19 protein-coding genes are annotated in these 20,887 nt (G+C 61.4%); 11 read left to right on the top strand and 8 right to left on the bottom strand.

From position 1 onward, the window contains the following. Positions 1 to 182: 182 nt before the first annotated feature. Genes HMPREF3044_RS10655 through HMPREF3044_RS10630 form a run of 6 tightly spaced genes read left to right on the top strand, consistent with a single transcriptional unit; the run spans position 183 to position 6,787 of the window. Entirely contained in the window at positions 183 to 3,149 is a 2,967-nt protein-coding gene (locus tag HMPREF3044_RS10655) for a Na+/H+ antiporter subunit A (RefSeq protein WP_070741536.1), read from the top strand. Next, positions 3,150 to 3,698, top strand: a complete 549-nt coding sequence (locus tag HMPREF3044_RS10650; protein WP_005388600.1) for a Na(+)/H(+) antiporter subunit C — start codon at positions 3,150 to 3,152, stop codon at positions 3,696 to 3,698. Further along, entirely contained in the window at positions 3,695 to 5,416 is a 1,722-nt protein-coding gene (locus HMPREF3044_RS10645; RefSeq protein WP_005388598.1) for a Na+/H+ antiporter subunit D, read from the top strand. Before HMPREF3044_RS10650 ends, HMPREF3044_RS10645 begins: the two co-directional genes overlap by 4 nt. After that, positions 5,413 to 5,976 carry a Na+/H+ antiporter subunit E gene (locus HMPREF3044_RS10640; protein ID WP_070741532.1) on the top strand — a complete coding sequence of 188 codons (564 nt, stop codon included), beginning with the start codon at positions 5,413 to 5,415 and terminating at the stop codon, positions 5,974 to 5,976. The genes HMPREF3044_RS10645 and HMPREF3044_RS10640 overlap by 4 nt, the downstream gene beginning before the upstream one ends. Next, positions 5,973 to 6,236 carry a monovalent cation/H+ antiporter complex subunit F gene (locus HMPREF3044_RS10635; RefSeq protein ID WP_070741529.1) on the top strand — a complete coding sequence of 88 codons (264 nt, stop codon included), beginning with the start codon at positions 5,973 to 5,975 and terminating at the stop codon, positions 6,234 to 6,236. Before HMPREF3044_RS10640 ends, HMPREF3044_RS10635 begins: the two co-directional genes overlap by 4 nt. Further along, positions 6,236 to 6,787 carry a monovalent cation/H(+) antiporter subunit G gene (locus HMPREF3044_RS10630; protein WP_070741526.1) on the top strand — a complete coding sequence of 184 codons (552 nt, stop codon included), beginning with the start codon at positions 6,236 to 6,238 and terminating at the stop codon, positions 6,785 to 6,787. The genes HMPREF3044_RS10635 and HMPREF3044_RS10630 overlap by 1 nt, the downstream gene beginning before the upstream one ends. A 41-nt stretch (positions 6,788 to 6,828) precedes the next feature. Here HMPREF3044_RS10630 and HMPREF3044_RS10625 read toward each other — a convergent pair whose 3' ends face one another. The 5 genes from HMPREF3044_RS10625 to HMPREF3044_RS10605 all read right to left on the bottom strand — a co-directional run bounded on the left by HMPREF3044_RS10625 (position 6,829) and on the right by HMPREF3044_RS10605 (position 10,851). After that, entirely contained in the window at positions 6,829 to 7,443 is a 615-nt protein-coding gene (locus tag HMPREF3044_RS10625; RefSeq protein WP_070741523.1) for a M20/M25/M40 family metallo-hydrolase, read from the bottom strand. Positions 7,444 to 7,730: 287 nt separating this feature from the next. Then, positions 7,731 to 8,669 (bottom strand): hypothetical protein, encoded by a 939-nt coding sequence (locus HMPREF3044_RS10620; RefSeq protein WP_070741520.1) that lies wholly within the window; start codon positions 8,667 to 8,669, stop codon positions 7,731 to 7,733. Between the two features lie 165 nt (positions 8,670 to 8,834). Next, a complete protein-coding gene (locus tag HMPREF3044_RS10615) occupies positions 8,835 to 9,905 on the bottom strand; it encodes a glutamate--cysteine ligase (RefSeq protein ID WP_070741516.1) in 1,071 nt (356 codons plus the stop codon). A 7-nt stretch (positions 9,906 to 9,912) separates the two neighbouring features. Further along, positions 9,913 to 10,653, bottom strand: a complete 741-nt coding sequence (locus HMPREF3044_RS10610) for a LytR C-terminal domain-containing protein (RefSeq protein ID WP_070741513.1) — start codon at positions 10,651 to 10,653, stop codon at positions 9,913 to 9,915. A gap of 3 nt (positions 10,654 to 10,656) precedes the next feature. After that, positions 10,657 to 10,851 carry a DUF3263 domain-containing protein gene (locus HMPREF3044_RS10605; protein ID WP_005388585.1) on the bottom strand — a complete coding sequence of 65 codons (195 nt, stop codon included), beginning with the start codon at positions 10,849 to 10,851 and terminating at the stop codon, positions 10,657 to 10,659. A gap of 46 nt (positions 10,852 to 10,897) precedes the next feature. On the opposite strand from HMPREF3044_RS10605, the gene HMPREF3044_RS10600 reads away from it, so the two are divergent. From HMPREF3044_RS10600 to HMPREF3044_RS10585, 4 genes are all read left to right on the top strand, one after another. Then, complete coding sequence (locus HMPREF3044_RS10600) at positions 10,898 to 11,434, top strand: peptide deformylase (protein ID WP_034988756.1); 537 nt, start codon at positions 10,898 to 10,900, stop codon at positions 11,432 to 11,434. A 17-nt stretch (positions 11,435 to 11,451) separates the two neighbouring features. After that, positions 11,452 to 12,153, top strand: coding sequence for an exodeoxyribonuclease III (locus tag HMPREF3044_RS10595; RefSeq protein ID WP_070741510.1), 702 nt, complete (start codon positions 11,452 to 11,454; stop codon positions 12,151 to 12,153). A gap of 79 nt (positions 12,154 to 12,232) precedes the next feature. Continuing rightward, positions 12,233 to 13,696 carry a phospholipase D-like domain-containing protein gene (locus HMPREF3044_RS10590; protein WP_070741507.1) on the top strand — a complete coding sequence of 488 codons (1,464 nt, stop codon included), beginning with the start codon at positions 12,233 to 12,235 and terminating at the stop codon, positions 13,694 to 13,696. A gap of 21 nt (positions 13,697 to 13,717) precedes the next feature. Further along, positions 13,718 to 14,638: a Na/Pi cotransporter family protein gene (locus HMPREF3044_RS10585; RefSeq protein WP_005388577.1), complete on the top strand. Its 921-nt coding sequence runs from the start codon at positions 13,718 to 13,720 to the stop codon at positions 14,636 to 14,638. Between the two features lie 88 nt (positions 14,639 to 14,726). Here the strand turns inward: HMPREF3044_RS10585 and HMPREF3044_RS10580 are convergent, their stop codons facing one another. The 3 genes from HMPREF3044_RS10580 to HMPREF3044_RS10570 are packed head-to-tail and all read right to left on the bottom strand — an operon-like array spanning position 14,727 to position 18,745. Then, a complete protein-coding gene (locus HMPREF3044_RS10580; RefSeq protein WP_070741504.1) occupies positions 14,727 to 16,103 on the bottom strand; it encodes an NAD-dependent succinate-semialdehyde dehydrogenase in 1,377 nt (458 codons plus the stop codon). A 21-nt stretch (positions 16,104 to 16,124) separates the two neighbouring features. Beyond that, complete coding sequence (locus HMPREF3044_RS10575) at positions 16,125 to 17,795, bottom strand: APC family permease (RefSeq protein WP_246821042.1); 1,671 nt, start codon at positions 17,793 to 17,795, stop codon at positions 16,125 to 16,127. Next, a complete protein-coding gene (locus HMPREF3044_RS10570; RefSeq protein ID WP_070741501.1) occupies positions 17,795 to 18,745 on the bottom strand; it encodes a universal stress protein in 951 nt (316 codons plus the stop codon). Before HMPREF3044_RS10570 ends, HMPREF3044_RS10575 begins: the two co-directional genes overlap by 1 nt. Before the next feature lie 793 nt (positions 18,746 to 19,538). Here HMPREF3044_RS10570 and gabT point away from each other — a divergent pair. Continuing rightward, complete coding sequence (gabT, locus tag HMPREF3044_RS10565) at positions 19,539 to 20,873, top strand: 4-aminobutyrate--2-oxoglutarate transaminase (RefSeq protein ID WP_034988754.1); 1,335 nt, start codon at positions 19,539 to 19,541, stop codon at positions 20,871 to 20,873. The last annotated feature ends 14 nt before the right edge of the window (positions 20,874 to 20,887 follow it).

Genomic DNA, 20,887 nt, shown 5'->3' with positions numbered 1-20,887 from the left:
CGCGTTCTTACACCTTTTAGAACATGTTCGAACACACGACACGCCCACGCTGGTGCGTGGAGGATGACAAACCCCACTTCGGCGGGGTCAGACCTTTCCCGGTACAATTAAAACGGTTTACCCCACATGTGGGGGATGTATAGCCAACCGATAATGCCCAAACGACAAATGATTGAGCCCACGTGTTAATAACTTTTCTCACACTTCTGATTGCTACCGCGCTCGCGCCGGTACTGGTCAAGGTTGTGGGTCGGGCCGCGTTTGGCATTCTTGCTCTTGTTCCGGCTGCAGGCTTCGCCTGGGTCGTGTCCCTGTTTGTCAACGGGACGTTTGGTTGGGACAAGCCTGGGCTCACCGCCACCATCGAGTGGATGCCCGCAGCGCACCTCAACCTGGAGTTCCGGATGGATGCGCTGGCTGCCATCTTCGCCCTCATTATCTTGGGCATCGGCGCGCTGGTGCTTCTGTATTGCTGGGGGTATTTCGATTCGGCGCCGAAGCGCCTGCGGGAATTCGCCGGTGAGATGACGTGCTTCTCGCTGGCGATGTATGGGCTTGTGATTTCGGACAACCTGCTCCAGATGTACGTGTTCTGGGAGATCACCTCGGTGCTGTCGTTTATGCTCGTGGGCTACTACCGCGAGCGCGCGTCGTCACGGCGCGCGGCGGGCCAGGCGTTGATGGTGACCACTCTGGGTGGCCTGGCGATGCTCGTGGGCATCGTGCTCTTGGGCTTCGACACGGGCATGTGGACGCTCTCGGAGCTCACCGGCTCCGGCGTATTGTTCGATTCCCCGGCCGGCCGCGCCGCCGTGGTCCTTGTTTTGGCCGGTGCGCTGAGTAAGTCTGCGATCGCCCCCACCCACTTCTGGCTGCCCGGCGCGATGGCCGCACCCACCCCAGTGTCCGCCTACCTGCATTCCGCGGCGATGGTGAAGGCCGGCATCTACCTTGTTGCCCGCCTGTCGCCGACGTTCCACGAGATCGGCAGCTGGCACCTCGTCACCATCACCCTCGGCGTGTTCACCATGCTGATGGGCGGGTGGATGGCGCTGCGCCAGGTGGATTTGAAGTTGATCCTCGCCTACGGCACGGTGAGCCAGCTCGGCTTCATCATTTCCGTGGTGGCGATCGGCTCGCGGGAGGCGCTCATGGCCGGGTTGGCGCTGACGTTTGCGCACTCGATGTTTAAGGCGACGCTGTTTATGATCGTCGGCGCGATTGACCACACCAGTGGCACGCGCGATGTGCGCAAGATCAGTGGACTGGGCAAGAAGCACCCGTACCTGGCGGTGTTGGCGACGATTGTCGCCGCGTCGATGGCGGGGATTCCGCCGCTGTTCGGGTTCGTGGCCAAGGAGGCCGCCCTGACCGCGGTGATGAACGAGGAGCTGCTCACGGGTATGCCGGGCAAGATCATGCTCGTCGGGCTCGTCGCGGGTTCCGTGCTGACGATGGCGTACTCGCTGCGCTTCCTGTACGGCGCGTTCGCCACCAAGCCCGCCAGCCACCCCTCGGGTGGTGGCACGTCGGAGCCGATCCTCACGATGGATCGGATGGTTCCGCAGCTCATCATCTCGCCGACAGTGCTGACGCTCACCACGATTGTGTTCGGTTTGTTCCCCGGGCTTCTCGACGTCCCCATCCAGGCGGACATGGAGCAAATGTGGGGGCTGGCGGAGGACGCGCCGCACCTGGGGCTGTGGCACGGCCTCACCCCCGCCCTCGCGCTCAGCGCGTTTATCATCCTCGCCGGCGCGATCATGCACTGGCAGCGGGGCGTTGTCGCCCAGCTGCAGTTCGAGCAGCCAGCCCTCGGCAGCGCCGACTACGCCTACGATGCCGTCCTCGACGGCCTGCGCAGGCTGTCGCTGAAGACGACGGCATCCACGCAGCGCGGCTCCCTGCCCCTCAACCAGTCGATTATCTTCCTCACCTTGATGCTGGTGCCACTCGTCGCGCTGCTTGCCGGTGAGCGCACCGACGTGCGCATGGTGCTGTGGGACACGCCGCTGCAAGGGATCATCGCGCTCATCATGATCATCGCCGCCATCGCCGCGACGCGCCTGGATAACCGCCTGTCCGCCCTCATCATGGTGGGCATGACGGGCTACGGCCTGTCCATGATCTTCGCGCTGTACGGCGCCCCGGATCTGGCACTCACGCAGGTGCTCGTGGAGACCATCTCGATGGTTATCTTCATGCTCGTGCTGCGGAAGCTGCCGGTGACCACCGTCGTTCCACCGGACAAGAAGCTTATCCGCCCTAGGGCGTGGCTGTCCGTGGCTCTCGGCGTGGTCATCGTGGTGCTGTCCACCTTCGCCTCCAACGCGCGCTCGGCAACACCGATCAGCGTGTACATTCCGGAGCTGGCCAAGGAGATCGGCCACGGCGCGAACGCCGTCAACGTGCTCCTCGTGGACCTGCGTGGCTGGGATACGCTCGGCGAGATTTCCGTCCTCGTCATCGTGGCTACGGGCGTGGCCAGCATCGTGTTCCGCAACCGCGACTTCACCCGCACCAGCGCCCGCCCGGTGCTCATGGATAACGGCTCGCAGTGGCTATCTTCGCTGCCACACACGGATGTGCAGCGCAGCCGCTCCATCATGATCGACGTGACCACACGCCTGCTGTTCCCCTCGATGATGGTGCTCGCCGCGTACTTCTTCTTCGCCGGGCACAACGCCCCCGGTGGCGGCTTCGCCGGTGGCCTCGTCGCCGCGCTCGCGATCGCGCTGCGCTACCTCGCCGGTGGCCGCGAGGAGTTCGAGCTCGCCTTCCCCATCGATGCCAACCGCGTCCTGGGCACGGGCTTGCTCCTGTCCGCCGGAACCGCGCTGCTCCCCATGTTCTTCGGCCGCACGCCGCTGAGCTCCCACTACTGGGAGATTCCCCTCCCGTGGATCGGGGATGTCACCGTCGTCAGCGCGCTCGCCTTCGATGCCGGCGTGTTCCTAATCGTCATCGGCCTCGTATTGCACATCATCGAGTCGCTCGGCTCGCAGCTCGACCGCGACGAGGACATGCGTAAACAGCGTGCCCGCGACAGGCGCCGGCGGATGGAACGCCGGAAGGCGAAGCTGCGCGCCAAGCAGCACGCCGCCGCGCAGCACGCCAAGTACCACGTACCAGGAGAGGAGGAGAACTAAATGGCATCGAACTTATTCCTGCTCATCACCGCGGGTGTGCTCATCTCCGCCGGCGCGTACCTCCTCCTGGAGCGCGCCATGACCAAGATGCTCATGGGCATCATGCTCATGGGTAACGGCGCGAATCTCCTGCTGCTGCTCTCCGGCGGTCGCTCCGGCCAGCCGCCTATCGACGGCCGGGACAGCGAGCTCACCGAGAAGGTCGCCGACCCGCTGGCCCAAGGCATGATTCTGACCGCCATCGTCATCTCCATGGCGATGACCGCCTTCATCCTTGCGCTCGCGTTCCGCCAGTACCGCTACCGCAGCGCCGATTACATTGAGAACGACGCCGAGGATGCAGCCATCGCCATGCGGCCGCCGACAGCCGCAGCCGCCCCCGACCACGATGCCTCCGATGACCCGGAGACCGGGCGGGCGACGAGCGAGGGCGACGCCTTCGGGCCGCAATCCTTCGAGGCCCCCGTAACCAACGAGGACGATGTAGCTGAGGGGGAAGCAGACGACGAAGCGTCGACAAGCAAGAAAAAGAAGGAGGAGGATAAATGACACTTCACGATGTTGAGATGTTCCTCTTCCATCTCCTTCCCTACCTCGTGCCGATGCCGATTCTGCTACCGGCGATCACCGCGGCGCTCGTGCTGTTTTTCACCCGCTTCAAGCGCGTGCAGCGCGGCCTGACGATGCTCTCCTACGTGCTGCTCATCATCTTGTGCTTCACGCTGCTCTACCTCGTTGACCAGTACGGCATCCAAACCGTGCAGGTCGGTGGTTGGGACGCCCCCATCGGCATCACACTTGTTGCCGATCGCCTGTCCACCCTCATGCTGTCCGTCAGCGCGCTCGTGCTGTTCTCCGTCATGTGGTTCGCCATGGGCCAGGCGCAGCGCGACGGCACCGAGGAAGAACCAGTAGCGATCTTCCTACCGGCATACCTGCTGCTATCCATGGGCGTGAACATCGCGTTCCTCGCCGGCGACCTATTCAACCTGTACGTCGGGTTCGAGGTGTTCCTCGTGGCCAGCTACGTGCTGCTCACCCTCGGCGCGAGCGCCAAGCGCGTTTCCGCCGGCATCTCCTACGTCATGATTTCCATGGTCAGCTCCATGGTGTTCCTGTTTGCCCTCGGCATGATCTACGCCTCCGTCGGCACCGTCAACATGGCGCAGATCGGCGAGCGGATGGAGCAGGTCCCCAGCGGCACCCGCGCCGCCATGTTCGCCGTGCTCCTCATCGCCTTCGGCATCAAGGCGGCGGTGTTCCCGCTGTACTCCTGGCTGCCGGACTCCTACCCCACGGCTGCGGCTTTGATTACGGCGGTGTTCGCCGGGCTTTTGACCAAGGTTGGTGTGTACTCGATCATCCGCGCCCGCACCGTCATGTTCACCGACGGATCGCTCGACACCATGCTCATGTGGGCGGCGCTATTCACCATGCTCGTCGGCATCCTCGGCGCCATGGCGCAAAACGACATCAAACGATTGCTGTCGTTCACCCTTGTCAGCCACATCGGCTACATGATCATGGGCATCGCTATCGGCACGCCACAGGGGCTATCGGGCGCGATCTTCTACGTCGTCCACCACATCCTCGTGCAGACGGCATTGTTCCTCGTCGTCGGCCTCATTGAGCGCCAGGCGGGCTCCACCTCGCTGCGCTCACTCGGCTCGCTGGCAAGCGGCTCCACGCTGCTCGCCGCGCTGTACATCGTGCCCGCCCTGAACCTCGGCGGCATCCCGCCGTTTTCCGGGTTCCTGGGCAAGATCATCCTCATCGAGGCCGCCGCCGACTCCGGCACGGGCCTGGACTGGCTGCTCGTCGGCGGTGCGGTGATCACGTCGCTGCTCACGCTGTACACGATGATGAACGTGTGGTCCAAGGCGTTCTGGCGCGACCGCAAGGACGCCCCCGAGGGCTCCAAGGTGGAGATCCGTCCGACGCCGCTGACAGAAGTCACCGTCCACGTGGACCTGAAGGAGCGCACCGACGTGGGACGCATGCCCTTCGGCATGGTCGCCCCCACCGCGCTGCTCGTCGCCGCGTCGCTCGCCGTGACTGTGCTCGCCGGTCCGATTTCCACGATCACCACGCGCTCGGCGGAGGCCACGCAGGACATTTCCCGCTACCGCACCGCCGTCCTTGGCGACCAGTCCGCGGAGAACTCCGCCGCCGTCAAGCCCGGCCGCACCGTGGAGATGCAGCACTCGGATCCGAACCAGCCGGACGAAAACTCCGTCCTCGAACCATTGGAGGGGGCTCACAAATGACCGCATTCATTCGCCGCATCCGGCCCTTCAGCCTCATCTGGCTCGCCGCCATGTGGTGCCTCCTCTACGGAGAGGTAACCCTCGGCAACGTGCTGGCGGGCCTCGGCATCGGCATCGTCATCCAGCTTGTCTTCCCGCTACCGGCGCTGCCGATGCAGTCCGTCCACGTCGATCTCGGCGCACTCGTCGGCCTTATGTGGATGTTCGTCACCGGCCTCATCTCCGGCGCGGTCAGCGTCTCGTGGCTGGCGATCCGCCCGCAGGAACCACCGAAGTCCGCTATCCTCACCGCCCCCATGCGCGTGAACACGGACTTCGCCATGGTCACCGGCGTATCGCTGTACAACCTGCAGCCCGGCGGCACCGTCCTCGATATCGACCTCGCCCGCCACGAGTGGACCGTCCACCTGCTCGACGCCTCCACGCCGGAGAAGATCGAGCAGGGCTTCGCCGATATCGCCGACCTTGAGCGCCGCCTCCTCGCCGCGTTTGAGGGTGGTGCCATCGCCGACAGTACTGCTGCCGACGGATCAACCAAGGCGGTGAAAGGACTCGCATGATGTACCACATTTTGCTCCTCATCGCGGCCATGATGTTCGCCGTCGCTTTCCTCCTTGTTGGCTACCGCATGCTCGTGGGCCCCAACTCCATGGACCGCATGCAGGCGCTCGACACCACCGTCGCCATCCTGCAGTGCGCGCTCGGCGCCTACATCTGTTGGTCGCTCGACACCACCGTGGTCAATGCCATGGTCGTCCTCGCGCTGCTGGGCTTCATAAGCTCCGTCGCCGTCACCCGATTTAGGAAGAGGGATGAGTAATGGATGTTCTCAATGCACTCCCCTGGCGGGGGCTTTTAGACGCCCTGTCGATCGCTTTCATCCTCATCGGGGCGTTCCTTTGCCTCTCCGCCTCCCTCGGCCTCGTGCGCTTCCACGACACCATGGCCAGGCTCCACGCGATCACGAAACCCCAGTCCCTGGGCATCGTGTTTACGCTCCTTGGTGTAGCGCTGCGCGTGACCGCCAGCCCCAACTTCGGCCCCGCGGAGCGCGGTGACCTCGGCATCTGCGCCCTGATCATTATGTTCACCCTGCTCACCGCACCCGCCGTGGGGCAGCGACAGGGGCGCATCACCCGCCGCGAAAAGCTCTACGACCCGGAGCACCTCTCCCGCAACGACCTGAAACAAAAGAACCCCAAGAAGAAGGACCCGTCCAAGGACGATCCCGCCAAACTTGGGGAGCGGAAGAAGGCGCGCGAGGCGGAGCAGAAACGGCAGCGCCGCGCCGCCGCCGAGGAGGCCCACAAGGAGATTCAACTCCGCCACAACGAGAAGGGCGAAGCCGACATCGTCTCCGAAGACTCTTAGAAAAAATCCCCCAGCAGGTTTGCTGGGGGACTTTGCTGCTCTTAGGCGTATTCTTCTTGCGCTTCTTTGAGCCTCTGCTTCGTCTCTGCGATCTGTTCTTCCAAGGTGGCAGCGCGCGCCTGGAGCACCCACAGCGACACCGGGATGAGTCCGGCGGTGGCGTTGATGAGCAGGTTAGATACCGTCGCGCCGGTGAACACCGGGTTGATGGGCAGCGTGGCGTCATCGGGGATGATGTTCGATTTGGCACCGGCCTGGATGGAGCCGACGGTGACGACGGCCGTGTCGCTCGGGGCGATCTCGCGGGCGACGATCGTCTGCAAGCGCATGAAGATATACGAGGCGAGAACCACTGGGTCAATGCCCAGCTGCGGCATGGAACCATGGGAACCCTTGCCAAACACCTTCACGCGGATGGAAGCCGCAGCCGTGAAGATGGAACCCGGCTTTGAGCCGACCGTGCCACCCGGGATGGAGGCCAAAACGTGCTGACCAAGGTAGACATCCAGGGGCGGAAGGACATCAGCAACATTGTTGTCCACCATGTCGCGGGCACCCTGCGCAGTCTCCTCTGCGGGTTGGAACACGCCCACGTAGGTGCCACTCCACTTGTCCTTGTGGTCATTGAACAGCTTCAGCGCAGTGAGCACGCTCATGATGTGGAAATCGTGTCCACACGCGTGGCTTACCCTTCGAGGCGTACTCCTTGCCGGAATGCTCCGGCACGGGCAGCGCGTCAATGTCGCCGCACATGGCCACCGTTTTTGATGATAGCCACCACGCCCGTATTTCCTACGCGGTGGTTTTCAATCCCGAACTCTTCAAGACCAGACAAGATATCCCCTTTCTGGGTAGCATTATTTGTTTTGCAACCCAAATTGTTACTACCTTTTGCAGTACTAAGCATGACGATGTGACCCAATTTCGCAACATTTTTGTTTCTTTAAAATTTGTGCGGTTTCCACTGGTCTTTTGGCAGCACCCGCCCACGGTTTTCTTCCAACGCACGCTCAACCGAGAGCAACCAATCCCCTGAAGTGAACGATTTCGAGTCGATCCGCACAACGCGAACTGCCTCCGTCGTGAATTTCCTTTCCCGCTTCCGCTCGTCTACAGCTGCTTTTGCTGGCTCTACCCCGAATTGACCTTCCAACTTCCCCCGTCCGTCATACTCCAAAGCTACTGACGATTCCGGATCAAGGAAATCTGCACGGCCGATCCACTCCCCCGCAGCACTGAACACGTCAACCTGCTGGATAAACCCCGTAATCCCCGCCGTATGAAGCCCGACTTTCACTTCAGCTTCTCGCACACTCTCGGACCGCCCATCGATGAGTTGCGCTGCAACCTCGGCCGACTCCACGTTGTCACAGTACCTGCGGTTCTGGATTGCCTTCTGTAAATCTCCAGGATCAAGTTTGAAATCCCGCACCAACTTGTCCCCCAAAGCCACAGCTGAGGGCACGTCGTACCAGCGGGAGATATCGACAACGGTTTCCGCAGCTGATGACACTTTGATGAGGTGGCCGTAAATTTCAACAGTATGCACGTCGACATCGGGAACACTCCGGAACCGGAGGGATGAATGAGAACGATTCGATCTCCCGTGCGCCTCTGGAACGAATTTTATCCATTGATCTAAATACGGAAACAGCAATACAGCGGCAGCAGATTTTCCCACCAGAGTATGGCGCCCGGCGCCGATTGCGACAGACGCAACAAAGGATTTCTCACCAGGCTTCAAACCATAGAACTGCTTCTTTGGGTAGTACACCCCGCTGGACAGCTTTATCAATTCCCCCCGGCGATTACGTGCCGATAGTTTTTGGCGTTGTGAGTTACTGAGTCCCCGAGTGAAAATGAGACCTTCCCCGATATTCATGTTTGAATTCTGACACAGCGCAGCACCACGTGCCACTTGAAAAGCAGGTACCAAATTTTTAGGTAGCTCTAACGCTCTCAGGAAAAATCGACCAGGGCCGATACACACATGTACGCATTAGAGCTACCTAAATTTTTGGCACCACGCTAAGGACGGGCACACAACCTACAGGTACGAGTCCCGGATCGCATCCATCCAGCCGCCGGCCTTGTACAAAGCCCGCTGTCGCTCATAGGCGCCCTGCTCAATGACGGTAAGAACCTGGCGGAGATCCCCCTCGCAGCCGAACTCGCGGGCCAGCGGCGTGAGGCGCTCCACCCACAAGGCGAGCTCGTCGCGAACCCACGCCTCGTTGGTGTCCCGGTCGATGATGATCTCGGCGTCGAGGCCGTAGCGGGCGGCGCGCCACTTGTTCTCGGAGACGTGCCAGGGCTGGAGGATGGGCAGGGGGCCGTCGTCAAGCATCCGGTCGAAGTAGACGACCATCATATGCGTGAAGGCGACGATGGCGCGGAGCTCTGTGAAATTGGTGGGCGAATCGGCGATGCGCACCTCGATGGTGCCCCACTTGCCGGAGGGACGGATGTCGAAGTGCATGTAGCCAATGTGGCTGACGACACCGGAGCGCTGCTGGTCGATCTGGAAATTCGACCACTCCTCCCAGCTTTGGAACTGGTAGGGCATGCCGGCGGTGGGCAGCTGCTGGTACAGCATGGTGCGCGTGGAGGCGTAGCCGGTATCCATCCCGTCCCACCCGGGAGAGGAGCAGGCAAGCGTGAGTAGCTGCGGGTAGTGCGCCATGAGAGCGTTGATGATCGGCCACACGCGGTCCTCGTGCCGGATGCCCACGTGCACGTGGAGGCCCCAGATGAGCATTTGCATGCCCCAGAATTGGGTGCGCTCAATGATCTCCGAATAGTGGGATTTGTGGGACAGTTCCTGGTCCTGCCAGTGGGCGGTGGGGTGGGTTCCGGAGGCCCACAGTTTCTTGCCATGCTTTTCGACGATCGGTCGCACGTGCTCAAGCTTTTCTTGAAGGTCACGCACCGCGTCGGGGGAACTCGTGTGGACACCGGTGACGAGTTCCAGCGTGTTGGTGAGCAGTTCGGGGACGACCCCGTCAATGCCGAAGCATTCCTCCGGGGAGCGGACGAGATCGCCGCTTTCGGGGTCGACACAAGCTACCTCCCATTCCACGCCGAGGGTGTGATGGGGGGAGCGGTTAAATTCTTCCATGAGCCTCTTACTGGAGATCTTGCGTCACCACGACGACCAGCCCGGGGTAGTGCTCCACTGCGGGGATCTTGGGGCCGTAGTTAATGCCTAGTTGGTTGGCCACGCGCTTGGCGGCCGCTTCTTCACCGGGGCTGTAGTACACCATGGACTGTGGGGTCTCCACATCCGGCAGGTTTCCTACTGTGCCTGTGGGATTACCGGTAGAGGTGAGCCGGTTTGCCACATCGGCGGCGAGCCCTTGAACTGTGGAGTTGTTGAGGACGTTGACCAGGGGGTGGGTGTCCGGTGCATCGGCAGGCCGGTCAGCCTGCGGGGCAGGGGCGGGAGCTCCGGGAGCCGGTTCCGGTTGCTGCGATTCCGCTGGGCGTGCCTCGTGTTCATCCTTGGGAGCTTCGGACGAGGGACGATTGCCATCGGACGGCTCGGTGAGCGTCGATGGTTCGTGGGTTGCGGTTGTCACCGTCGCTGCTGTTGTTTCGCCAGCAGGAGACCCCTCTGTGGCGGTCTTTCCCGGCGCGGCCTGGGCCGTGGTTGTCTGCGTTCCGGTGGCTGCCGTGTCTTCCTTATCGCCGCCGAGGAAGAAGATGGCCCAGAGGAGGATGAGGATGGCTACGGCGATGGCGATCATCCCGATACCGCGGAGGGGAACGCCCGTCGCTGCGGCTGCCGTGCGCGAACTGTCGGCCGCGTGCACGCCGCGAGATGGGCGATCGTCGTACACCTGGGTTTCATCGTCGTATTGCTCCATGGGTTAGATTTTACGCAACCGTTCTAGCTGGGCAAGCATGACGGGATATTTTTCTCTCGCCCAGGCGGTATCGATGAGCTTGTTGAGGCGTTGATAATAGGCGATCGGGGTGATGCCGTGGTCGCGGATGAGGTCGTTCTTTTTCCCGCTTGGCGTGGGATGTTCCTTCTCAAACGCGAGAAGGGCTTCGTCGTCCATCGTGTCTTCCTTCCTTCATCCCTGGTAACGTAATCGTACTGTGATTATGCCTATTGTTATCTGTGGGGATCCGGTTCTCCACACGCCCACGCAGCCAGTGGAAACTCCCCTCTCCCCCAAGCTTATCGACGACATGTTTGAGACCATGTACGCCGCCAACGGTGTCGGCCTGGCCGCCAACCAGGTGGGGCTGAGCCAGTCCTTCTTCGTCTTCGACTGCGAAGGTGTCAAGGGTGTCGTGGTCAACCCCGTCCTGGAGACGAGCGAGGTCCCCGAGACCATGCCCGATGAGGAGGAGGACCTGGAGGGCTGCCTCAGCCTCCCCGGCGAATTCTTCCCCACCGGCCGCGCCTCGTGGGCGAAGGTCACGGGCACGGATGAAAACGGCAACCCCGTGGAGTTCGAGGGCGAAGACTTCCTCGCCCGCTGCTTCCAACACGAGTGTGGACACCTCAAGGGGCAGGTGTACACCGACGTCACGATTGGACGGTATCGTCGAGAAGCCAAAAGAGCGATCCGAGACAACGGCTGGAAGATCCCGGGGCAGACGTGGATGCCCGAGCCGGGCAGCGAGGACGAGTAAACGCTAGGCTGGTCACCATGAGGATAGCCACGTGGAATGTGAACTCGGCGCGGGCGCGCTTCGGCCGCATCACCGAGCTGCTCGCGCGCCACGATATTGATGTTCTCGCCCTCCAGGAAACCAAGATAAAAGAGTTTCCGCCGGTGAAAGGCTACGAGGTGGCACACGTGGGGTACAACCAGTGGAACGGTGTTGCAATCCTCTCCCGTGTAGGGCTCAAGGATGTCCAGACTTCCTTCACCGGTCAGCCCGATTACGAAGGCAAGAAGGAGGGGCGCGCTATTTCCGCAGTGTGCGGCGGGAAACGCATCTGGAACCTCTACGTTCCCAACGGGCGTGCCGTCGATCACCCGCACTATGATTACAAGCTGCGGTTTTTGTATAACTTCGCCCGCTACGCGGCGCCCGGCGCGGATCTGGCGATGGGTGATTTCAACGTCATCCCCGGAGCCGAGGATGTCTACGATGAATCCCCGTTTGAAACCCACGTCACCGAACCTGAGCGCGCCGCCTTCGAGTACCTCACCGATGTTCTTCCCGTGGTTTCGCCCACGGGGTATACCTACTGGGATTACCAAGCTAGGCGTTTTGACCGTGACCAGGGTATGCGGATTGATTTTCATCTTTCCACCACCCCTGCCACCAGCGGTTTTGTGGACCGCGCCGAGCGGGCAGCAAAGAGTTCCGATCACGCGCCCGTTATCTGCGAGTACGAATAGGAACCAAAACAAGCAGGTAAACATCCCGTAACTTCTCATTTTCATCGCATGACCGCACCTCAAGGAGGAATTTTCTACTGTGTCCAACTGGGAAATTGGCGTCCTTGTGCTCGAGTACGCGATCAAGGTGCTTGCGGTGGGACTCGTCCCAGATGGCCGGAAGCCGGGTTCTGCTAACGCGTGGCTGCTTCTCATTTTGTTCCTGCCGGCGGTGGGGCTCCCCCTCTACCTGCTCATGGGCAGTAATTATGTGGATCGCCGCCGCCACAGGATGCAAAAGCGCGCCAACGAGGCCATCAACGAGGTGTTTAGAGGGTGGCATAACCCTCAGGTCAATCCGGAGCTGGATTCCGTGATGCGACAAAACCGAACGTTGACACATATCCCGGCGCTGCGGTCCTCGGTGGTGGGCTTCTACCACGAGTATGCGGAATCTATCGCGGCGATGGTCGCTGCGGTGGATGCAGCCAAGGAATACGTGTACGTGGAAATTTACACCGTAGCCTGGGATGACACCACCAATCCGTTTTTTCAGGCCCTGGCCAGAGCCACCTCACGCGGGGTGACGGTCAAGCTCCTTTTTGATCACATCGGCACCTTCAAGTACCCCAAGTACCTGCGGTTGGGCAGGCGGCTTTCAGCCATCGGCGTGGAATGGCGCCCGATGCTGCCTCTGCAGCCCTTTAAGTGGCGGTTTAGGAGACCTGACCTCCGCAATCACCGCAAGCTCGTTGTGGTGGATAACCGGGTGGCATTCATGGGGTCACAAAACATGATTGAGAGGAGCTACCGCACCGCCCTCCAGAGGCACTCGGATCGCGCCTGGGTGGATGCGATGGTGAAACTCAAGGGGCCAATCGTCTCCACAATGACGATGATCTTTGCCGCCGATTGGTACTCCGAGGCCGACGAGATCGTGCGCTACACCGAGCACTCGGAGCCCGCCGGCGAGGATGTCATGCAGCTGGTGCCCTCGGGCCCGGGCTACACGGCGGACCCCAACCTGCGGTTATTTAACGAGGTCATCCACAACGCGAGGAAGCGCGCGGTGCTGTGTTCCCCGTATTTTATCCCCGATTCCTCGCTTCTTGATGCCATCACCTCGGCCGCCTATAGGGGCGTGAAGGTGCAGCTTCTTGTCAATGAAAAAGCGGACCAGTTCATGGTTCACCACGCGCAGTGCTCGTACTACCAAAACCTGCTGGATGCGGGTGTAGAGATTTACCTCTACCCCATGCCGTACGTCCTCCACACCAAGTTTGTGCTGGTGGATCCGGTGGAAGACGAACCTGATTTTGACCCCGCAGATACGTCTCGCACCAACGTATTTGTGTTTGGTTCATCCAACATGGACATGCGCTCATTTGGCCTGAACTACGAGGTCTCCCTCATGGGAGTGGGCAAGCTATCGCGCGAGCTATACCAGCTCACCGGCCAGTACCTCTCCGCGTCCCGGCGGCTCACGCAATCAGAATGGTCTCAGAGGAGTTTCCCGCGCCGGTGGCTGGACAACGCCCTGCGCCTTACTTCCGCCTTGCAGTAGCGGACCCGTACAGTAGTAGTTATGCCTTCCTCATCCGCGCCCATTGGCACGGTTCAACGCCGCAGCACCGGTCAGGACGTATTATTCACTCCGCTAGGTGCTGGCGTTCGCTGGGCGATAATCCTTGTGGCGACCCTCGCGCTCATCGGCGCGATCTCGCTCATGTCCATGGGGCTTGCCCCGGTGGCCGAGCACATCCTCGTCCAGGGCACGCTGGGAACCGGCATCATCGCCGCTGCGATCACGCAATCCTCCTCGTTTGTTACGCTCATGGGGTCAGGCGCGGTGGTCTTGGGGGCAAACCTCGGCACCTGCTTCACCGCGGGTGTGGTTGCGGTGGTGTTCCGGCATTCCTTCCTCCGCGCATCCACGGCGTTCTTCCTCCATTTCTGGGTGAACGCCGTCGGTGTGTTGTTGTTTATCCCCTTCATCACCGAGCTTCCTACCTCTGACCTCCACCCCATCCCCCCTATTCACTGGGTGTGGTCGATTGTGGGGCTCGTACTGCTCTACGTGGCCATCCGCACCATCACGGTGCAGCTCCGCGTCCTCATGTCCGCCGGTCAGACCGGCCACGTTGGATTTTGGGTGGGCTTTTTCTTGGCCTCGATCCTGCAATCCTCCACGGCCATCACCGCTGCAGCTGTTCCTATGGCTGCAGTGCGGGCCGTTTCCGCACGGCGCCTGCTGCGCCTGATTTCCGGCACCAACCTCGGTACCTGTACTACCGCGTGGCTGTTTGTCGCCCGCACCGGAAACAGCGAGGGCGCCACCCTGCACCTCGTATTCAACCTGGTCATGGTGGCCCTGGTTGCGCTGTTCCCGGACGTGTTCCTGGCGCTAGCCCGCACGTGCGCTCGCCACTCCACCCCGCTGAGGCTGGTCATATTCCTCGCGGTGATGTTCTTCGCTCTTCCGCTCGCCTCCATGTTCCTGGTGTAGCTTGTCGACGCCTCGGTGTACCGCCCCGCTTTTTCTTTCCCCGGACATCCTGCCGTGAGAAGCGGTGGGGATTATCCTTGGTCCGCTCCTACCGGCTAACATAGTAGAGCTGCTTATTTACAAACTCGTCCATGCCCAGCGGGCCCAGCTCACGGCCATACCCGGAGCGCTTCACGCCGCCGAAGGGGAGCTCTGCGCCCTCGCCAGCGGGAGTGTTGACGTTGGCCATGCCCACTTCCAGGCGGGAGGCGATCTTTTTGGCCCGCTCCACATTAGTGGAGAACACGGCGCCTCCAAGGCCAAAGTCGGAGGAATTGGCAAGCTCCAACGCCTCCTCATCGCTTGCTACCTTGTACACTGCGGCCACGGGGCCAAACAGCTCCTCGGAATAGGCTTTGGTCCCCGGCGCGATGTCGGTGAGAACGGCGGGAGAAATGTAGGCCCCCGTGTCACTCAGCTCGCCACCCACGCGCAACGTGGCACCCTCCTGAACGGCCGTTTGGATTTGCTCGTACAGGTGCTCGGCTGCCTCGCGGGACGACAGCGCCGAGTAGACATCATCGGCCGAGGCCTCCTTCGGCGTTCCCGGCTTCATGGCTTTGGCGAGCTCCACGAGCCTATCCACAAACTCGTCGTAGATGTCCTCCATAACGATTATCCGCTTATTGGAGTTGCAGGCCTGGCCGGTGTTGTACATGCGGGTGGCCCAGGCGGTATCGGCTGCTTTCTTGACATCGTCGCTATCGAGGATGATGTACGGGTCCGAGCCGCCGAGCTCGAGCACGGCCTTTTTCAGGTTCCTGCCCGCTTGTTCGGCGACGATGGCGCCTGCCCTCTCGGAGCCGGTGAGCGAAACACCCTGCACGCGGGGGTCGGCAATGATCCGGGCGACCTGGTCGTGATCAGCAAACAGGTTGGTGTACACACCCCTCGGCACACCTGCCTCGTCCATGATCTGCTGCACGGCCAGCGCCGAGCGCGGGCAAAGGTTGGCATCCTTGAGCAGAATCGTGTTCCCCAGCACAAGGTTGGGGCCCGCAAAACGGGCGATCTGGTAGTAGGGGAAGTTCCACGGCATGATGCCAAGAAGGACACCGATCGGGCGACGACGGATTATGGCGGTACCGTCAGACTCGGTGGGAATCTCCTGGTCGGCTGCGAACTCGGCGCCGTGGTCGGCGTAGTAGCCGATGATGGCACTGGCGAACTCGGCCTCCTCCACGGCCTCCGAATACGGCTTGCCCATCTCCTGGCCGGCAATGACTGCGAGTTCGTCCTTCTTAGCGTCGAAAAGCTGAGCAACCTTGGACGCGACCTCGGCCCGCTCGGTGATGGGGCGAGACCCCCACTCAGCGTAGGCGGCGTGGGCGGCGTCGATGGCGGCGGTGACCTCCGCATCGGTCGCGGTGTCAAACGTCTCCAGGACCTCGCCGGTGGTGGGGTCTTGAACCTTGAATGTAGACATGTTTTCTCTCCTTTTTTTAGGTTAGTTTGATGGTGACGTGGGGCTTACGGTGGGACCGCGCGGCCTTGTCGATTCGCAGCGGGGAAGAGTCTCCCCACGGAAGAACTCGGGGTAGAACGCCCGGGTGGCGAGCATGACCACAACTCCGAGGCCGAGGATGCCCGCACCGAGGATGAAGACAGTGCCGATCCCCATGACGCTGGAGCCGGAGCCGTACGAGGGATCGATGCTGTCCACGGCCGTGATGCAGAACATGACCAGCAACGCACCGCCTCCGACGAGCGGAAAGAGGAAGCGGAAGACGATGTTGCGGGCAGAGGAGAACAACTCCCTGCGGAAGTACCAGAGACACGCGACGGCGGTGATGCCGTAGTAGAAGCAAATCATGAGCCCCAGCGCGGCGATGGTATCCCACAGTGCGTTTTCTGACAGCACCCTGGTGACGGAGTAGAACAGCCCGGCACCGATGGCGGACACGATCGTCGCCGTCGACGGGGTGCGGAACTTGGCGCTGACGCGGGCAAAGCTCGGTGGTAACGCGCGGTAATAGCCCATAGCAAGAAGCGTCCGCGCGGGTCCCACCATGGTGGATTGGAGCGAGGCGAACGAGCTGGACAGCACGGCCACGTAGATGAGGATGGAAAACGGCCCCAAAACCGGCCCGGATAGGACGGCGAAGATGGATTCCTGGTTATCCGGATTTCCTGCACCGAGCCCCTCAGTGCCAATTCCCGCCCAACACACCACGGCAACGGCGGTGAGAACATACAGCACGATGATGATGATCACCGTGACCATGGCGGCCCGCCCCGGCGTGGTCTCCGGGTCTTTTGTCTCCTCGTTCATGGTGAGGGTGACGTCCCACCCCCAGAACATGAAGATGGATAGTGAAATACCCGCGGCGATGACGGATACATCCCCAGCACCAGCCGGGTTGAGCCAAGACCACTCGAAGGGGGTGAAGTCAAACCCCTGGTGGTGGTAGGCCTCCCAGATCGCTACCGCATCAAAGACGATGATGCTTATCACCTGGATGGCTACGAGTACGTTCTGAATCTTCTGCGTGGACCCCATGCCACGGTAAGAAATGTAGGCGGCAAGTGCGAGAAACACGAGGGTGGTGGGGATATTCACCCACAAGTTATCCGTCAGCGCGGCGATGGAATCATTGCCCGCTACCCGTGCGAGGAGGAGGAACAAGAAATCCACGGCAACGGCGGCGAGGTTGGAGATAACCAGCACGGTTGCGGTAATGAGCCCCCAACCGCCCATCCAGCCCACCCACGGGCCGAAGGCGCGGGTGGCCCAGGTAAACGAGGTGCCGGAATCCGGGATCGCGTTATTGAGCTCTCGGTACGCAAACGCGACGAGGAGCATGGGGAGAAAGCCCAGCAACAATACTGCGGGGACGTATTGCCCCACCGCCGAGATGGTGGGACCAAGGCCACTGGTCAAGGTGTAGGTGGGTGCGATGCAGCTGATGCCGATGATGACGGCCCCCACAAGCCCCACGGTGCCTGTTGCAAGCCCCTTGGAACTGGAGCCGTCACCGTCTGACGCGGGTGAATCGATGGTATCGCTGGTGACAAGTACGTGGCGGGGGCGCTTTACGGCATGGCGGGCTGAGACAGGAGACGCACCGGACGACGTTGCAGATCTAAGGGCACTGTGGGCGCTATGGAGTATGGACATCACCCCTCACCCCCTGTGGCTTCCTTACCCGTCATGTATCCGGCGGGCACGATCATCAGCGGCACGGGGATACAGTGCAAGAGCTGCGCGCCGGTGGTGCCCAAGAAGATGCGGCCGTGGACTGCAAGGCGGGAGGAACCAATGATCACCATCTCTCCAGGCACAAAGGTGAGTTCCTTGACGGCCTCCGCCACGCTTGCTCCCGCAGCGGTGGCGACCGCAACATCACCCTCCTCGATTGCCTCGGTAGCAAGCTCTGCAAGAAACTCCTCGGTGTATGCACTAAGCGCCGCCACCGTATTTTTTGGTGGGGACTTTCTCAGCCGCTTGAGAAGCCTCTTGTCTTCCTTCACCATGAGCGACACCAACCGGGCGGGAATCCCCCTGCGCTGGGCGCGGTCCATGCATAGCGCCACTACATCATTGCACCCGTGTCTCGGCCCGAACATCGCGGTGATCCGGGTGACTTCCCCGGTGTAGTGGTACCCAGGTGGCGCAATGGCCACCGGCCGCGTGGCGGAATGCAAGAGGGCATCCACGGTGGCCCCCATGGTCACACGGTTCAACACACGATGGGCACGCGACCCGATGATGATGGCGTCGCACGATAATTGTTCGGCCGCCCTGCTAATGGCATCGGCCTCGTTTTCACCCGTGACAATCCGCGCCCGCGCGGGAATGTCCAGGGGTACCTCATCAAGCGCCTGGCGCAACCATTTCTGGAGCTGGTTGGTAATGACAACGTCATAGCCCGAGTCCCCCACCCATACCCCGGAATAGGAATCATCGCGCGGTTCAACCGATACAATTTCAAGCCCGATATCTCTGCCGGCTGCCAGGCTAATGGCGAGCTTCAGGCCCGCTTTCCCAGCCCTGGTAGCCTGGTAAGCGACAAGGAACCGCCCCGTGGTTGGCCGGTAGTGGCCTCGTACGCTTTTCTTCCTTCTCATGGCGTTGTGCCTCCCCCGCGAGATCCAAGCGAGGGCCGAACCGGCCTTAATGGAATATCACTGCGGGCCGCAGCACATAGGCCTCCCGCGCCACCGCCCCCAGTGACACCAGCAGTGCGCCACCCCCATGTGGCCCATGCGGAAAGCTTCGAACGTTCGACGCCGTGCATCGCGACCTCCTTTTCCTTGTGGTTAAAGTCTTAAGAATCCTTTTGACCAGTCCTGTCTTCTTGTACGTATCCGTTTCGGGCCTCAACCGGCCCTGTCCGAGCCCCCAACGCCGGCTACGGGAACCGCGGTGGGCGTGGACACAACTTTCACTCCATGCAATTTATGCATTATGTGGTTGGTGCCACTCTAACAGAACTTGCACCCCTTCGGAGGAAATTTTCTTCTCTGGGCCGGTGCGTTTATTCCACTCAACATACCTATCCCCTGGTAGCTTCGCCTATTTTAGTTTTCCCCACACCCGACCGATGGGGGAGGTTTAAGCCTCCACTCGCGACGCGACGGACGAGAATTGCCCCTCCACAAACCATCCGTGCATATTTGCGCTCTTTATTAGCCGTTTTATAAATCACTTTCTCACCCCGTTTTCCATATCCATGTTGGATTTTTTCTTTCGACGAATTATCCATAATGTCCACGCACACATGGCCGTTTTCCGCCGTATTCTGTGCCGAGACACTCGCACTCCCCCGACCGGGCCGGCCGCATTCCCCCACACGCAGATGGATCGGAATCACCGGCTTCCCCGCAGCGGAGAAGACGCATGAAGAAAGGAAAAACCAAAATGAAAGACCTGGAATACCGGCTCCCCCAAACCCGCTCCATCACCACGGATATTCCCGGACCAATAAGCACGGAGCTTGATGCTCGCCGCGAAAAGTCCGTGGCACGGGCCCTCCATCCAGGTCTCCCCGGCTACGTTGTTGATGCCGACGGCGGAGTGCTTGTCGACGCCGACGGAAACTCGTGGATTGACTTTGCCTCCGGCATCGCGGTGACATCCGTCGGCGCCTCCAACAAAGCCGTCACCGAGGCCGTGGCCGAGGCCGCAAAGCACTTTACCCACACCTGCTTTATGACATCCCCCTACGAGGGATACGTGCAGGTGGCGGAGCTCCTGGCGGAGGTCACCCCCGGCGATCACGAGAAGAAGTCCGTGCTGCTCAACTCCGGCGCCGAGGCCGTGGAAAACGCCGTGAAGGTGGCACGCGCCTACACCGGCAAGTTCGGCGTGGTCACCTTTGAAAATTGCTACCACGGCCGCACCAACCTCACCATGGCGATGACCGCCAAGAACAACCCGTACAAGACGGGGTTCGGACCGTTCGCCTCCGATGTGTTCCGCGTTCCCATGTCCTACCCGCTGCGTGACGGGCTCTCCGGCAAAGAGGCCGCAGAGCGCACCATTCGGGTCATGGAAAACGAGCTCGGCGCCGAGAACCTCGCGTGCGTGGTAGTGGAGCCGATCCAGGGCGAAGGCGGATTCATCGTTCCTGCAGAAGGGTTCCTGCCCGCCATTGTGGAGTGGTGCAAGGAAAACAACGTGGTGTTCGTCGCCGACGAGATTCAAGCCGGATTCTGTCGCACGGGCCAGTGGTTCGCCTGCGAGAAGGAGGGCATAGTGCCCGATCTCATCACCACCGCCAAGGGGATCGCCGGCGGCCTGCCGCTGTCGGCGGTCACCGGTCGCGCGGAGATCATGGATGCTGCGGTAGTCGGCGGCCTCGGCGGCACCTACGGCGGTAACCCCATCTCCTGCGCCGCGTCTGTCGCCGCCATCGGCGAAATGAAGCGCCTTAATCTTCCGGCCCGCGCCCAGGAAATGGAGAAGATTATTCGCGAAGAGTTCGAGGCAATCGCAGGCCTGCCGGAAGTAGCTGAGATCCGCGGGCGCGGCGCCATGGTTGCCGTGGAGTTTTCCACCCGGGACGGCGCACCAGGCACTGCACTGTGCAAGGCTGTGGCCGCCGCGTGCAAGCAAAACGGCGTGCTCATCCTCACCTGCGGGCTCGACGGCAATGTCATCCGCCTCTTGCCCCCGCTGGTCATGCCCGAAGATCTTCTCCGCGACGGCCTGCGCGTTCTGGTTGAGGCTGTCAAGAACGAAACCGCCAAATAGAAGCACGAAGGAGG

The sequence above is a fragment of the Corynebacterium sp. HMSC073D01 genome, from assembly GCF_001815555.1.
Taxonomy (GTDB): Bacteria; Actinomycetota; Actinomycetes; order Mycobacteriales; family Mycobacteriaceae; genus Corynebacterium; species Corynebacterium glucuronolyticum.
Note: the sequence above shows the minus strand (reverse complement) of the source record. Positions and strands in the feature narration are given on the sequence as shown.